At 65.3% G+C, this 15,377-nt stretch carries 9 protein-coding genes; 7 read left to right on the top strand and 2 right to left on the bottom strand.

Going from position 1 to position 15,377, the window contains the following annotated elements; translation table 11 throughout:
* Positions 1-114 precede the first annotated feature (114 nt).
* Both ABEV74_RS22915 and deoC read left to right on the top strand, forming a co-directional pair.
* A complete protein-coding gene (locus ABEV74_RS22915) occupies positions 115-555 on the top strand; it encodes an NUDIX hydrolase (RefSeq protein WP_430149990.1) in 441 nt (146 codons plus the stop codon).
* A complete protein-coding gene (gene deoC, locus ABEV74_RS22910; RefSeq protein WP_235593389.1) occupies positions 548-1,294 on the top strand; it encodes a deoxyribose-phosphate aldolase in 747 nt (248 codons plus the stop codon). The genes ABEV74_RS22915 and deoC overlap by 8 nt, the downstream gene beginning before the upstream one ends.
* Here deoC and ABEV74_RS22905 read toward each other — a convergent pair.
* On the bottom strand, positions 1,221-2,204 hold the full coding sequence (locus ABEV74_RS22905) for a Na/Pi cotransporter family protein (protein ID WP_430149986.1): 984 nt from the start codon (positions 2,202-2,204) through the stop codon (positions 1,221-1,223). The two genes, deoC and ABEV74_RS22905, sit on opposite strands and share 74 nt — an antisense overlap.
* A 256-nt stretch (positions 2,205-2,460) precedes the next feature.
* On the opposite strand from ABEV74_RS22905, the gene ABEV74_RS22900 reads away from it, so the two are divergent.
* Positions 2,461-3,900 (top strand): class I SAM-dependent rRNA methyltransferase, encoded by a 1,440-nt coding sequence (locus tag ABEV74_RS22900; RefSeq protein WP_430149983.1) that lies wholly within the window; start codon positions 2,461-2,463, stop codon positions 3,898-3,900.
* A gap of 201 nt (positions 3,901-4,101) precedes the next feature.
* Here ABEV74_RS22900 and ABEV74_RS22895 read toward each other — a convergent pair whose 3' ends face one another.
* Positions 4,102-4,959: a DUF4097 family beta strand repeat-containing protein gene (locus ABEV74_RS22895; protein ID WP_213531566.1), complete on the bottom strand. Its 858-nt coding sequence runs from the start codon at positions 4,957-4,959 to the stop codon at positions 4,102-4,104.
* A gap of 416 nt (positions 4,960-5,375) precedes the next feature.
* Between ABEV74_RS22895 and addB the strand changes: the two genes are divergently transcribed.
* From addB to ABEV74_RS22875, 4 genes are all read left to right on the top strand, one after another.
* Positions 5,376-9,086 carry a helicase-exonuclease AddAB subunit AddB gene (gene addB, locus ABEV74_RS22890; protein WP_430149979.1) on the top strand — a complete coding sequence of 1,237 codons (3,711 nt, stop codon included), beginning with the start codon at positions 5,376-5,378 and terminating at the stop codon, positions 9,084-9,086.
* Positions 9,073-13,230, top strand: coding sequence for a UvrD-helicase domain-containing protein (locus ABEV74_RS22885; RefSeq protein WP_430149976.1), 4,158 nt, complete (start codon positions 9,073-9,075; stop codon positions 13,228-13,230). The genes addB and ABEV74_RS22885 overlap by 14 nt, the downstream gene beginning before the upstream one ends.
* Positions 13,231-13,499: 269 nt before the next feature.
* Positions 13,500-14,726 (top strand): exonuclease SbcCD subunit D, encoded by a 1,227-nt coding sequence (locus tag ABEV74_RS22880; protein ID WP_213531564.1) that lies wholly within the window; start codon positions 13,500-13,502, stop codon positions 14,724-14,726.
* The coding region (locus tag ABEV74_RS22875) for an AAA family ATPase (protein WP_430149974.1) at positions 14,723-15,377 on the top strand (655 nt) is incomplete at its 3' end. The genes ABEV74_RS22880 and ABEV74_RS22875, both read left to right, overlap by 4 nt.

Raw genomic sequence — 15,377 nt, 5'->3', positions numbered from 1 at the left:
GCATTTAAACGCAAGGCCGGCCGCAGCCGCGCTGGAGCGGCCGACCGTCTGCGCCGAACGATCGCCGAGCCGCCAGCCGGCCTCGGCGCTTTTCGTCAACAGGGGGTGCCTGAGATGAAGGAAATATCAGCGGGCGGCGTCGTATACCGCCGAACCGGAAATCATGAGCTGCAAATCCAGCTGATTCAGGATCGCTACGGCAAAGTGTCGCTGCCGAAAGGCAAGATGGAGCCGGGCGAAACGGTCGAGCAGACGGCGCTTCGGGAAATAGAAGAAGAGACGGGGATGCGCGGCGTCATCAAGGCGCCGATCGACCAGATCAAGTACCGCTACCACCATGAGACAAAAGGGATGGTGGACAAGGAGGTTCATTATTATCTCGTCGAAGCGGTCGACGGCTCGCTGCAGGCGCAAGTCGAGGAAATTCGCGGCGTCGATTGGTTCACCCCGCAGGAGGCTTGGAGGCGGCAGCGCAAATTCGGGTACGACAACAACGACCGCATTTTGGCCGGCGCGTTGAAGCTGCTCGGCGTGGAGGTGACGGGAAATGACTGAACGGAGCATGCCGGAAAAATGGACGGATGGGGCGGACATCGCCCGTTTCATCGATCATACGCTGCTCAAGCCGTTCGCGACGAGCGAAGATATTGCCAAGCTGTGCGCCGAGGCGGCGCAATACCGGTTTCGGTCCGTCTGCGTGAACGGCTCGTGGGTTTCCGTGTGCAAGGAACTGCTTGCCGAGACGGACGTCGGGATCAGCGCGGTCGTCGGATTTCCGCTCGGCGCTTCGGCGACCCGCGTGAAGGCGCACGAAGCGGCGGCAGCCGTGGATGACGGCGCAACGGAAATCGACATGGTCATGCCGATCGGCGCCGTCCTGGAAGGGCGGTACGGCGTGCTGATGTATGACGTGTCGGCGGTCGTCCGGGCGGTGGAAGGCGCGGCCATCGTCAAGGTTATTCTGGAGACCGGCTATCTGGACGATGTGCAGAAGGCGGAAGCATGCCGGGTGGCGGAAGCGGCCGGCGCGCATTACGTCAAGACGTCTACCGGCTTCGGCGCCGGGGGCGCGACGGTGGAGGACGTTCTCCTGATGCGCGGAGCCGTAACCTCCGCCATCGGCGTGAAGGCGTCCGGGGGAATCCGGGACGCCGAGACGGCGGTCCGCATGCTTCGAGCGGGGGCCAACCGGCTCGGCACAAGCGCCGGCGTCGCGATCGTCAGCGGACGGTCAAGCGGCGCAGCGCCGGCAAGTAGCAGAGGGGAAGGGCCAGAAGCGAGCTTGCAATATTGAAGATCGTCTGCGCGCGGGCGATCTGTCCGGCCGGACCGGCCGCCATCCATCCGGATACGGCCGCCAGTTCCCCGGTAAAAGGCAGGAACAGCGCCGCGCCGCCCACATTCAGCAGCACATGCGACCAGGCGACGAGCTGACCGGCCCTGCTGCCGCCGACCGAGGCGAGCAGAGCGGTAAAGCAGGTGCCGACATTCGAGCCGAGCACAATGGCGATGCCCAGTGCGGGCGGCAGCGCGCCGATCGCGGCTAGCCCCATCGTCATCCCGATGACTGCGGCGCTGCTGTGCACGATGGCAGTCAGCGTCATACCGGCGGCGACGCCCCAGAGCAGGCTTTCGGCTGCCCGCTCGAGAAACCAGCCGAACAGGCCGCTCGCCTGCACGGCCGGCCCGATCGATTGCATAATCGTAATGCCGCCGATCAGCATGGCGAAGCCGGCGAGGACGACGGATGCGCCGCGCAGCAGCCGCAGCCATTCCGGCATCGGGCGGTCGGCGCGCGTCAGCGGCAGAAGCCGGACTTCGCAGGCCAGCGCGGTGAACAGCCACAGTCCGAGCGACGCCGCCAGCAGCGGCATGGCGAGCCGGCCCAAATTCAGGCCGATCAGCTCGGTTGTCAGGCAAGTGCCGATATTGGTGCCGAGCACGATGCCGAGCGTGCGCGGAAACGTGAGCAGGCCGGCATTGACGAGCCCGATCGAGATGACGGTGACGGCCGTGCTGCTCTGCAGGAAGGCGGTCGTCACGGTGCCGACGGCCAAACCGCGCAGCGGCGTGTCCGTGGAACGCTCCAGCAGGCCGGTCAGCCGGGGGCCGGCAATACGGTGCAGCGCCATCTCCATCAGTTTCATGCCGAGTATAAAGACGGCGAAGCCGTAGAGCACCGGCAGCAAAATTGTTTCGAACATATTCGCATCTACGCCCCTTTGCCGTAAGGAATCGGTTGAACGGCGAGCCGGGCCGATCGGTCCGCCGTCGCGCGTGTCGTATCATACATATGCGTTTCGGCAGACAAGCATGACAAGCACCTCCCTCCGGCCCGGCGGCGGGGGGACGTTTTTTTACTGTGTTGGAAACGCGCAACGATTTATAGAGACGTACAGAGACGTGTAACGATGCTTCCTGCCGCAAAGGCGAAGCCGTTCACGCTTGCATGGAAAGGACATGATGATGAGCAGAGCGAAAATTTATATGGCCAAAGGGCGTACGAAGCGGCTTGAACAGGGCCATCCCTGGATTTACGACAATGAGATCGAACGGATGGAAGGGGAGGCCGAGCCTGGCGATCTGGTGGACGTCTTGCAGTCGAACGGCCGCTATATGGCAACAGGATATTGGAACCCGCATTCGACGATTCGGGTGCGGGTCATCTCCCGCCGGCCGATCGGCGACATGGACGAGCCGTTCTTTCGCGAGCGGTTCGAGCGTTGTCTGAGCCATCGGCGCCGTTTCGTACGCGATCGCGATTGCCGGCTCGTGTACGGGGAGGCCGACTTCTTGCCCGGGCTGATCGTGGACCGTTTCGCCGACGTGCTTGTCGTCCAGCTGCTGACGCTCGGCATGGACCGGCGGCGGGAGACGATCGTGCAGGCGCTCGTCCGCGTGTTCGCCCCGAAAGGCATCTACGAGCGGAGCGATGTCGCCGTCCGGAAGCTGGAAGGACTGGAGGAGCGGAAAGGGCCGCTCTATGGCGAATGCCCGCGGACGGTCGTCATTCGCGAGAACGGGCTGGCGATGGAGGTCGATATCGAGGGCGGACAAAAAACCGGTTATTTTTACGATCAGCGGGAGAACCGCGCGGCGATCGCGCCGCTTATGACCGGCTGGGGCGCGCGCAGCGGCATCAGGCTGGAAAGGAGGCCGTACGCGGAATTGCCCGAAGGGGCGGCAGTATGGAAAGGCGCGGTCGGGGACGGTTCCGAAGAAGCGGGGGAGCGCGCGGATGACGGACTGGCGCTCGTGCCGGTCAACGCCAACGGCAAAGTCGTCACGTTCCCGTATTGGGACGGCGCGACCGTGTTGGAATGTTTCGCGCATACCGGAAGCTTTGCGATGCATGCGTGCAAATACGGCGCGAAGAAGGTGACATGCCTCGACGTATCGGAGCACGCGATCGAAACGGCCAGACGGAACGCCGAACGAAACGGCTTTACGGACCGGATCGAGTTCGTCGTCGCCGACGCATTCGACTATTTGCGCAGCCAGGTTAAAGGCCTGGAGGAGCGGGCGAGGCGGGCGCAGGGAAGGGTCGATACCTCCAAGCCGCTCGGGGCGGCCGGGCGGACATGGGACGTCGTCATTTTGGACCCGCCGGCCTTCGCCAAGACGAAAGGCGCGCTCGCCGGCGCCTGCCGCGGGTACAAGGACATCAATCTGAACGGGATGAAACTGGTCAATGAGGGCGGCTATTTGGTGACCGCAAGCTGCTCTTACCATATGAGCGAGGAACTGTTTCTCGGCACGATCCAGGAGGCGGCGGCCGACGCCGGCAAAGTGCTGCGGCTGATCGAATGGCGTTCCGCGGGCAAAGACCATCCGCGGCTGCTCGGCGTTCCCGAAGGCCATTACTTGAAGTTCGCCATCTTCGAAGTGCGCAGCCGGTAAGCGGATGCGCCAGCCGCATCGGCGCGGACGCCGGAGCGCTTTTGCCGCGCCAAGGCCTTCCCGATGCGGAAGGCCTTGGCCTTGCCGGAGCGTAAGGGCCCTTGTGCCGCGTCAGAGCGGAAAGGCCCTTGTGCCGTGTCGGAGCGGAAGGGCCCTTGTGCCGTGTCGGAGCGCCGATCCGCCGGGAGCGCTTTTCTCCGCCTATTCCCGATAACGGACCTCGATCGGCCCGATTTCCGACCTCACTTTGATTTGCGGTCCGTTCTCCCCTTTCTGTCCCGCAATCGAGCGTTTCGACTGATCGTTTCGCTCTATGTCGAAATTGGTGCCGACTTTCCCGATCTCGGTCGACAAATCGAGGCGGACATTGTCGGGCTCGCGATCCGTTTCGATTGTGACGGCGCCAAGTTCCGTTTTCACGGCAATGTCGTTCTCGATGCTCGGGGCATAGATGTTGACCGTGCCCGTGCTGTTGCTGACCTCGGTCTTCCCGTTCACGTTGTCCAGACGGACCGCTCCGACCGAGTTGGTCACGATTGCCTGCTCCGTTGCCGTATCCGCAACCGTAATCGTCCCCACCTCGCTGCTTACGGCCAGCCGATCCGCATTCACTTCCCGATACTCGATTTTCCCGACGTCGGAATGAACCGTAACGCTGTTGTACGAATGGTCAGGAAGCTCCACGTGCAGTTCGGCTCCCCACGTCTCGATCAGGTCCAGCACATCAAGGCCGGGATTCCGGCTTTTCCCTCGAACGGTAACCTCCAATTGCCCGTCCGTCTCCCGATAATGGAAATCAAAATGCTTTTGCAGCTTTTCCGGATCGGATGTCCGGATGCTCAGGCGCGTCGTTTCATCGGGCGAAAGTCCGATATGAATGGACGGCACGTCGCTCGACACCTTCACTTGCCGGAATGTCGTTTCGAGCGTCGTTTCTTCATTGGCCTGCAGCGGTTGTTCGGACGCTTTCGTGACGGCGTTCATTTTGGCGGTGCATCCGGCAACAAGCAAGACAACCGCGAACAGCGCGGCGCATGCAACTCGTTTTCGGTTAAACATATCATTCGCTCCTTATATGCTCCGGTTTGGTACGGCCTAAGGCCGCGGGCGATCGGTCCCGAATTCTCTTCCTAAGTATACCAGCAGATCCAGTTGGTCAAACGGACCCAGGTCGGTAATTTGCACTGGACTTAGGTCCGGCAAAACGGTTGCGCGATTCGTGTCGGCGGTATCGGCCGTCAGGATCTACCGTCGAGTTCTACTGTTGAATCTACCGTCGAGATCTACAGTTGAGATCTACCGTTGAGAACTACTGTTGAATCTACTGTCGGATCTACTGTCGGAATCGGCCATGTCCCGCCCGGTCGTTTAGCCAACATTTTCAGGAACATACGTTTGGTTTTTCTGGTGAAATGGCCGCCGCTTTTATGATAGAATAGGAGAATCGAAAAAAGTCGGAGAAAGCGGGGAGAAGGATGGGGTTGCGTTTTGTGCTCGGGCGGTCCGGGGCCGGCAAAACCCGGTTTTGCCACGATGAAATACGGAGCCGGCTGCGGGAAAATCCCGACGGTCCGCCGCTCATACTGCTCGTGCCGGAGCAGGCGACCTTCCAGAGCGAATACGCGTTGCTGAAGGACGGCGGCCTGCCGGGTACGATTCGCGCCCAGGCGCTCAGTTTCCGGCGGCTCGCGTTTCGGGTTATGCAGGAGACCGGCGGCACGGCGCTCGTGCCGATCGGCGAGAACGGGCGGAATATGCTGCTCTACAAAATCGTTCACCGGCTGGAATCGGAGCTGGAGCTGTTCCGGCACGGCGCGGATCAGCCGGGCTTTATCGAGCGGCTCGGCGACCTGTTGACCGAGTGGAAACGATACGGCATCGACGCCGCGGCGCTGGGCGGCTGGATCGAGTCGGGAGCGGCCGCGGCGGCCGGAACGCTGCTGGCGCGCAAGCTTCGCGATTTGCGGCTTGTCTACGAGCGGCTGGAAGCCGAGATGGCCGGCCTTTATGTCGACGCGGAAGATGATTTGGCCCATCTGGCCGCCGGATTCGGCGCCGCGCCTTCGATGCGGGGGGCGGAGATATGGGTCGACGGGTTCCACGGCTTTACGCCCAAGGAATATGAGGCGCTCGGCGCTCTGCTCCGTTCGGCGGCGCGCGTTACGGTCGCGCTTTGTCTCGACCGCGAATACGGGCCGGGCGAGCGTCCTCACGAGCTCGAGCTGTTCCACCCGACGGCGGAGACGTACATAAAGCTGCGCGAGCTGGCCGAGTCGAACGGCGTCGGCCTGCTGGAGACGATCGTGCTGGACGGCAAGCCGCCCCGCCGCTTTGCGGACAGTCCGATGCTCGCCCACCTGGAGAAGCATTTTGCCGCGCATTTGTCTTACCGGCCCGCCGATCCCGGCGAGCTCGCCGCGGACGATCCGCGCTGCGGCATATCGCTGCACGCGGCGGCAAACCGCCGCGCCGAAGTCGAAGCGGCGGCGCAGGATATGGTCCGCCGGGCTCGCGACGAAGGCTTGAGGTGGCGGGATATGGCCGTCATCGTGCGCAATCCGGCCGACTACGCCGATTACGCGGAAGCGGTGTTCGCGGAATACGGCATTCCGTATTTTCTCGATCAGAAGAAGACGGCCGTTCATCATCCGTTGACCGAGTTCATCCGCTCGGCGCTGGAGACGGTGCTCAAAGGCTGGCGGTATGAGGCGGTATTCCGCTGCATCAAGACCGAAATGCTGTTTCCCGACATTCCGGGCGGCAGCCGGGAGCTGTACGACCGGTTCGAAAATTACGTGCTCGCGGCAGGCATCGACGGTCGCAAATGGCTGGACCGGAAAAGCTGGAAGCCGCTGTCGTTCGGCGACCTGGAGCGGGAAGACGGCGAGACGGCGCCGGCCGACCCCCGGGAGTTCGCGGCCGTAATGGAAGCGCGGGAGTCGATCGTGCCGCCGCTGCGCCGTTTCGGTCAAGCGCTCAAACGCGCCGGCAGCGTCAAGGAGATGTGCGCCGCGCTGTACCGGCTGCTTGACCACGCGGATGCGGCCGATCGTCTGGAACGGTGGAGCCGCGCCGATCTGGCGGCCGGACGGCCGGAACGGGCGCGCGCCCACCGGCAATTGTGGGACGGCGTGATGGAGCTGCTCGATCAACTGGTCGAGCTGGCCGGCGACGAGCAAATGCCGCCGGAGCTGTTCGCCGGGATGGTCGAGACCGGCCTCGAAAGCTTGAAGCTCGCTTCCGTACCGCCTGCGCTCGATCAGGTGCTGGTCGGCAGCCTGGACCGCACCCGTTCCGCCCCGGTTCGCGTCTGCTATGTGCTCGGCGCCAATGACGGCGTCATGCCGATGCGCATTCAGGAGGACGGGGTGTTGACGGAGCCGGAGCGGGAGCGGCTGCAGGCGGAAGGGCTCGCGATGGCTCCCGGCGTGACGAGACGGCTGCTCGACGAGCGCTTCCTGATTTACGTCGCGCTGACGACGCCGTCGCGGCATCTGTGGCTGAGCTGGCCGGCGGCCGACGAGGAAGGCAAAAGCCTGCACGCATCGGAAATTGTCCGGCAGGTGAAGCGGCTGTTTCCCGGGCTTGAGGAACGGGCGGTGCCGGGCGAGCCGTCGCCGGATCAAGAAAGCATCGAACAGCTTCGCTTCGTGTCGCGCCCGGAGCGGACGTTGTCCCATCTGATCGGCCAGCTGCGGCAGTGGCGGCAAGGGGCGGAGATCGCGCCGTTCTGGTGGGATGTATTCAACTGGTTTGCTGTACGGCCGGAATGGCAGGACAAGCTGCAGATGCTGACATCGTCGCTCGATTACGACAACAGGGTGCCTTCTCTGTCGCCGGCGACGGCGAAGGAGCTGTACGGCGAGCGCCTGACGGCGAGCGTCTCCCGGCTGGAGCGGTTCGTATCGTGTCCGTTTCAGCATTTTGCGATCCACGGCCTGCGGCTTAAGGAGCGGCGGCTCTACCGGCTGGAGGCGCCGGACGTCGGCCAGCTCTTTCATGCGGCGCTCAGCCGGCTTGCCGCCGATCTTGGCGACCGCTGGGGCGTGACGCCGGCGGGCGGCATCCGCGCGGCGGCGGCTTCCGCCGTCGAGCAGCTGGCGCCGCGCCTGCAATCGCAAATCTTGCTCAGCAGCGGCCGATACCGGTATATCGCCCGCAAGCTGACCGAAATTGTCGGACAAGCCGCGATCATACTGGCCGAGCACGAGCGGCGTGCCGCATTCCGTCCTGTCGGTCTCGAGGTCGGCTTCGGACCGGACGGCACGCTTCCCGCGCTTGTCGTTACGATGGCGGACGGCCGCACGCTCGAGCTTGTCGGACGGATCGACCGCATCGACGCGGCCCGCACGGAGGAGGGATGGCTGCTGCGCGTGCTCGACTACAAATCGTCGGCGACGCAGCTGCGGCTGGAGGAAGTGGCGCACGGCCTGTCGCTGCAGATGCTGGCTTATTTGGACGTGCTGCTGACGCATGCGCCCGCCTGGCTGGGCGGACCGGTCGCCCCCGCCGGCGTGCTTTATTTTCACGTTCACAATCCGCTGCTTGCGGCATCGAACGGCATGAGTCCGGAGGAGGCGCGCCGCCAGCTGCTGAAGCGGTTCAAAATGCGCGGCCTGCTGCTGGCCGACGAATCCGCCGTGCGGATGATGGACGGCGAGCTCGATACCGGCTATTCGGATCTTCTGCCGGTCGCGATCAAGCGGGACGGCGGCTTCTACAGCAGCTCGTCCGTCGTCGGCCGCGAAGGCTGGGAGGTGCTGCGGCGCTCGGTGCGGCGCAGCATCGCGCGGATCGGCGGCGAAATCGCGCAGGGCGAGATCGGCATTGCGCCATACCGGACCGGCGCGAAGACGCCCTGCCAGTATTGCGCGTACAAGCCGGTCTGCCAGTTCGATCCGCTGATCGAAGGCAACGACTACATCAAGCTTCCGCGGGTGACCGGGGACGAAATCTGGAGGCTGCTCGAGCGTCAGGCCGCCGAAAGCGGGAAGGACGCGGAGTCCGCGCCGGACGAGGCGGCTGAAACGCCGGCGAAGCGGGCGGAAGAGGGGCTTTCCGCGGAAGAACATGCTGCGGAAAAGCGGCTGGCGGCGGCAGACCGTGCGGACGCGTCCGGCATGAACCGGGAATACGGGCGTTCCGAAAGCGAAAGGAGAGGAGAGGGCGACGATGCCGGTACATAACATCCCGAAAAAGCCGGAAGGCTCGGCCTGGACGGACGACCAGTGGAAGGCCGTTGCGACCGGCGGCCGCAACGTGCTCGTCGCCGCGGCGGCCGGCTCGGGCAAGACGGCGGTGCTCGTCGAGCGGATTATCCGCAAAATATCCGCCGACACCGACGTCGACCGCCTGCTTGTGGCGACGTTCACCAAAGCGGCCGCGGCGGAGATGAAGGAGCGCATCCGCATCGCGCTCGAGAAGGCGCTGGAGCGCGAGCCGGATTCGGAGCATCTGCGGCGGCAGCTGGCGCTCATGAACCGCGCCGCCATCACGACGATCCACTCCTTCTGTCTCGATGCGATCCGGCGCTATTATCCGCTCATCGGGCTCGATCCCGGATTCCGCATCGCGAACGAAACGGAAAGCGAGCTGCTGCGGCTCGATGCGCTGGATGCCCTGTTCGACGAAAAATATGAGGATGCGGGAGACGGCGGCGCATTTTTGCGGCTTGCCGACCGTTTCGGAGGCGAACGGGGCGACGAACCGCTGTATCGGCTCGTTCAGCAGCTGTACGAATTTTCGCGCAGCCATCCGTGGCCGGAACATTGGCTGCGGGAGACGGCCGCCGCGTTCCGGGTAACCGGCGTCGCCGAACTCTCCGCCACACCGTGGGCGGCCGCCATCCGCGGGGAAGCCGCGCGGTCGCTCGCCGGCGCGGCGGACCTGCTGCGGCAGGCGAAGGCGGTGGCGGAGCTGCCGGACGGACCGGCGAACTATGCCGTCACGCTGGCGGAAGACCTGGAGGTCGTCGAACGGCTTCGCCGGGCGGTGGACGAAAGACCGTGGGGAGAGCTGCCGGAGCTGTTTCGCGAAGCGGCGTTCGGCAAGCTGAAGGCGGTGCGCGGCGACAGCTGCGACAAGGCGCTGCAGGAGAAGGCGAAGGAGCTGCGCGAGCAGGCGAAACAGATCGTCCTCGGCATGCGCGACGAATGGTTCGGCCGCCCGGCGGAGGCGTTCGTCCGCGAGCTCGCGGAGCTCGCGCCGCTGATGGAAGCTCTCGCGGAGCTCGTGATCGAATTCGGCCGCCGCTACGAGACGGCGAAGCGCGAACGCGGCCTGCTCGATTTCGGCGATCTCGAGCATTACTGCTTGCGCATTTTGCGGGACCCGTCCTCGACGCCGGAGAAGACCGTGCCTTCGGCGGCTGCGCTGGAGTACCGGCGCCAATTCGAGGAAGTGCTGCTGGACGAGTACCAGGATACGAACACGGTCCAGGAGGCGATCGTCGAGCTGATCTCCCGCGAAGGAGCGGGCAACCGGTTTATGGTCGGCGACGTCAAACAGAGCATTTACCGCTTCCGGTTGGCCGAGCCGAATTTGTTTCTGCAAAAATATAAAGCATACCGTTCGGATGCGGAAATCGGCGGAGAGACGGAGACGCCGGCCGATCCGCCCGGGACAGAAGCGCAGCCCGATCATGCCGGGGCAGGAGCGCCGGCCGGAGCGGGCGTATCGGGCGCCGCCGCGCCGGGTGCCGCCGACAGGGAAGCGCCCGGTCTGCGCATCGATTTGTCGCGCAACTTCCGCAGCCGGCCCGAAGTGGTGAATGGCGTCAACGACGTATTCCGGGCGATTATGCGGGAATCGGTCGCCGAGATGGACTACGACCGCAGCGCGGAGCTCGTCTGCGGCGCTTCGTATCCGCAGCCGCCGGCAGGCGACGACCGGTTTGCGGTCGAGCTAAGCGTGATCGACCGCGGAGGCGTCCGCGCCGCAGTCTCCGCCGACGCCGGCGCTGCGGACGAAGACGAAGCGGAGGAGGCCGCCCGCGCGGCGGAAGCGGCGGAAGACGCGCTGACCGCCCAGCTGGAAGCGCGCCATATTGCGCGCCGGATTCGCGAGCTTGCCGACGGCGGCTTTCGCGTGTACGACGGCCGGAAAGGGACGGACCGTCCGCTCGCCTGGCGGGATGTCGTCATCCTGCTGCGCGCCACCCGGCAGTGGGCGCCGGTCATGATCGAGGAGCTGCAGGCGGCCGGCATTCCCGCTTACGCGGAGCTGAGCACGGGATATTTCGACGCGACGGAAGTGGAAGTGATGCTGTCGCTGCTGCGGGTCATCGACAACCCGTACCAGGACATCCCGCTTGCCGGCGCGCTTCGCTCGCCGATTTTCGGATTGACGGCCGAGGAGCTGGCGCGAATCCGCATTCCGTCGCGCCATTCGTCGTATTACGAAGCGGTGTTGCGGGCCGCGGGAGATTTGCTCGTCGCCGAGGATACGCGCCGCAAGCTGTCGCTCTTCCTCGACCGTCTCGACCGCTGGCGGGACGAAGCCCGCCAGGGATCGCTCGCCGAGCTGCTGTGGAACATCTACCGCGAAACCGGATATTACGACTGGGTCGGCGGACTGCCCGGCGGCGCGCAGCGGCAGGCGAACCTGCGGGCGCTGTACGACCGGGCGCGGCAATACGAGGCGACCTCGTTTCGCGGGCTGTTCCGGTTTTTGCGGTTTATCGACCGGATGCGGGAAAGCGGCGGCGACCTCGGCACCGCGCGCGAGCTCGGGGAGCAGGAAGACGTCGTCCGGATCATGTCGATCCATAAGAGCAAAGGGCTCGAGTTTCCGGTCGTGTTCGTGGCCGGTCTCGGCAAGCCGTTCAACCAGCAGGATGTGAACGGCGCTTTTCTGATGCACAAGGAGCTCGGGTTCGGTCCGCGCTATGTCGATCCCGAATTGCGGATCGCTTATCCGACGCTGCCGTATTTGGCGGTGCGCCAGCGCATGCGGATGGAAATGCTCGCCGAGGAAATGCGCGTGCTGTACGTGGCGATGACGAGGCCGAAGGAGAAAATGATTCTCGTCGCCACGGCGGACGACGCTCAGCGGCAGCTTGAGCGGTGGCGGACGGCGGCGGACGGCGGCGCGATTCCCGATTACCGTCTGGCGGCCGCCCGCTGCTACCTCGACTGGCTCGGTCCGCTGGCCGCGCAGGCGGGTATGCTGGTGCGGGTGGAAGACGGAGCGGCGGAAGCCGGCGCCGGGACATTCACGGCCGAGCCGGCGCCGCCGGTCACCGGCGGAATGGCGGTGCGGCCGGATGAGGTTGCGCCGCAGCCGGGCGATAGGGACGCAGCGGCCCGGACGGACGGCGCGTCTCCCCGGGACGGCGGCGATACGGCGGAAGCCGCGCCTCCGCTGCGGGATTGGCGCCTCGGCGTCGTGCCCGCCCACTTGTACGGAACGGAAGCGGCCGCCGCGTCGGAACGGAACGAGGCGAAGGAGGCCGAGCTGGCCGAGCGGCTGCAGGCCGTGACGGCGCTCGTACCGGTCGAAGGCGGCGAAGACGCCGCCGAAATCGCCCGCAGGCTCGATTGGGCGTACAGCCGGCCAGGAGCGGCCGCCGTGGCGGCGAAGACGTCGGTCACCGAGATGAAGCGGCTGCACGGGGAAGCGCTGCGGGATCGCGAAGCGGCGACGCTGGAAGAGGGAGCGGCGCTGCTTCGAGGCGCCGGCGCCAAGCAGCCGGGCCTGGGAGCCGGAGATGGCCGTTCGGTGTCAGGCGGCCGTTCCGGGCAAGGCTTCATCGGCGGCGGATATACCTTCCGCCTGCGCCGGCCGCGATTTATGGAGGAACGTTCGCTGACGGCGGCGGAGCGCGGTACGGTCAGCCATCTGTTGATGCAGCATGTGCCGCTCGACGCGGAACCGGACGAAGCGCTGCTCAGGCGTACGGTCGATTCGCTCGTGGAACGTCTCATTCTGACCCGCAAGCAGGCGGAAGCGATCGACCTTGCGGCGGTGCTGGCGTTTTTCCGTTCGAAGCTCGGGCAGCGGCTGCGCCGCGCCGGTCTCGTCCGCAGGGAAATGCCGTTCAGCTGCGCTTTCCCGGCGGAGCGGGTATATCCGGGCGCGGCGGAGGATGTCCGCGGCGAGACGGTTCTCATTCAGGGCGTCGTCGACTGTCTGTTCGAGGATGAGGGCGGACTCGTGCTGGTCGATTACAAGACGGACCGGATCGATATGAAGCAGTGGGATAGAGCCGCGGAACGCCACCGCTTTCAGCTCGAGCTGTACGCCGACGCCATCGCTTCGGTGCTGGGCAAGCCGGTGACGGAGTGCTACGTGTTCTTTCTGGACGGCGCGCAGACGGTTCGGTTGAAATAACCGCGCAGGCCGGCAGGAATAACCGCAGCGGCGGAAGCCGGTTGGATGACCGGTAGAAGGCTGTTGGGATTACGGTGGCGAAGCCGGTCGGCAGGTCGGTGGAGAGTTGGCGGGATGACGGCGGCGGATGCGGGTCAGGAATGACCGGGCGAGGGTCAATAGGGGGTTGCCCGGCCGAGGTTGGTTGGAATTACGGCGATGGCCGCCGGTTGGGATTACCCGACGGAGGCTCGTTGGGATAATGGCATGATGAAGGGGGAGAAACGACGGTGCGGATTTTGCATACGGCGGACTGGCATTTCGGCCGGACGCTGGAAGGAAGAAGCCGCCTCGAGGAGCAAGCGGCCTTCGTGGACGAGCTTGTAGCGATCGTCCGCGAGGAAGAGATCGACCTTGTGCTGATCGCGGGCGACGTATACGACTCGGTCAATCCGCCGGCGGCCGCGGAGCAGCTCTATTACGACGCGCTGTCGCGCTTGTCGGAAGGCGGAAAACGGGCGGTCGCCGTCATCGCGGGCAACCACGATCATCCCGACCGCGTGGCGGCCGCTTCGCCGCTCGCTCGCGCAAGCGGCATCCGGCTCGCCGGCTTGCCATCGGCGGAGGCCATGGAAATTGCGGTGCCGCGAACCGGGGAGATGGCCGTCATCGCCGCGCTGCCATACCCGTCCGAGTCTCGGCTGCGGGAACTGCTCAGCGAGACGGCGGACGAGGCGGAGCTGCGCAGCGCCTACTCGGAGCGGGTAACCCGGCTGATGCGCCGGCTGGCGGAGTCGTTCCGCCACGATACGGTCAATATTGCGATGAGCCATCTGTATGTGCTCGGCGGCCTGGAAAGCGATTCGGAGCGGCCGATCCAGGTCGGCGGCGCCTATACGGTCGATCCCGCGGCGTTCGACTGCGGCGCCCAATACGCGGCGCTCGGCCATCTGCACCGGCCGCAGCGGGTTGCGGGGAAGGAGTGGCTGCGCTACAGCGGGTCGCCGCTCGCCTACAGCTTCTCGGAGGCGGGCCAGGCGAAATCGGTGACCGTCCTCGATCTGGCGCCGGGACAAGCGGCCAGGCCGCGGGAAATTTATTTGTCCTCGGGCAGGCCGCTCGCCGTCTGGAAAGCGAAAGGAGGCCTCGCCGAAGTGCACCGATGGCTGGATGAAGGCCGCGACGCGCGCGCCTGGATCGATCTGGAGCTGTGGGTGACCGACGCAATCGCCCCGGATCAGATTCATGCGCTGCGCAAGCGGCATGACGGTCTTCTGCACATTCGCCCCGTCTATCCGGAAAAGGATGGCGCGGACGATCCGGCAGGCCTGCGCGAGCGGCTGCCGGTGGACGAGCTGTTCCGGCGGTTTTATACGCGCCAGACGGGCGGCGCGGAGCCGGATGAGGCGACGGTGCGCCTATTTATGGAGCTGCTGGAGGAGCAGGAGCGCGAGGAAGCGGACATGGACGAAGAACGCGGGGAAGCCGCGGTGGCGGAAGGAGGAAGGCGGTCATGAAGCCGATCAGGCTGAAGCTGGCGGGGCTGCAAAGCTACCGTGAAGCGCAGGAGATCGATTTCGAGCGGCTGTGCGAGGGCGGAGTGTTCGGCATCTTCGGACCGACGGGCAGCGGCAAATCGAGCATTCTGGACGCGATGACGCTGGCGCTTTACGGCAAGGTGGAGCGCGCCGCCGGCGGTACGCAGGGCATTATGAACCAGGCGGAAAAAACGCTCTTCGTCGCGTTCACGTTCGAGCTGAACGGCGGCGGACGGACGCGGCGCTTCCGGGTGGAGCGGCAGTTCAAGCGGAGCGGCGACGTTTCGGTCGGCAGCGCGCTCTGCCGCTTTATCGAGCTGCTGCCGCAGGGCGAGCAGGTGCTGGCGGATAAGCTGGCCGACGTCAACCGCTGCGTGGAAGAGCATATCGGCTTGAACATGCAGGATTTCACGCGCGCCGTCGTGCTGCCGCAAGGCAAGTTTGCGGAGTTTCTGTCGCTCACGGGCAAGGAGCGCCGGTCGATGCTGCAGCGGCTGTTCCGGCTGGAGCGTTACGGCGACGGGCTGGCCGCGCGCCTGCAGCAGCGGGTCAGAGCCGCCGAGTCGGCGCTGGCCGAAGCGGCCGCGGAGCAGCAAGGGCTCGGCGACGCCTCGGCCGAGGCGGTTGCCG

The sequence above is a fragment of the Paenibacillus cisolokensis genome (genome assembly GCF_050481165.1).
Lineage (GTDB): Bacteria > Bacillota > Bacilli > Paenibacillales > Paenibacillaceae > Paenibacillus_AH > Paenibacillus_AH cisolokensis.
This window is presented reverse-complemented; position numbering and strand designations above follow the sequence as displayed.

Excerpts from the sequence above, each read along its gene's own strand:
- ABEV74_RS22915 (WP_430149990.1), top strand. The coding sequence starts at position 115 with ATGAAGGAAATATCAGCGGGCGGCGTCGTATACCGCCGAACCGGAAAT.
- deoC (WP_235593389.1), top strand. The coding sequence starts at position 548 with ATGACTGAACGGAGCATGCCGGAAAAATGGACGGATGGGGCGGACATC.
- ABEV74_RS22905 (WP_430149986.1), bottom strand. The coding sequence starts at position 2,204 with ATGTTCGAAACAATTTTGCTGCCGGTGCTCTACGGCTTCGCCGTCTTT.
- ABEV74_RS22900 (WP_430149983.1), top strand. The coding sequence starts at position 2,461 with ATGATGATGAGCAGAGCGAAAATTTATATGGCCAAAGGGCGTACGAAG.
- ABEV74_RS22895 (WP_213531566.1), bottom strand. The coding sequence starts at position 4,959 with ATGTTTAACCGAAAACGAGTTGCATGCGCCGCGCTGTTCGCGGTTGTC.
- addB (WP_430149979.1), top strand. The coding sequence starts at position 5,376 with ATGGGGTTGCGTTTTGTGCTCGGGCGGTCCGGGGCCGGCAAAACCCGG.
- ABEV74_RS22885 (WP_430149976.1), top strand. The coding sequence starts at position 9,073 with ATGCCGGTACATAACATCCCGAAAAAGCCGGAAGGCTCGGCCTGGACG.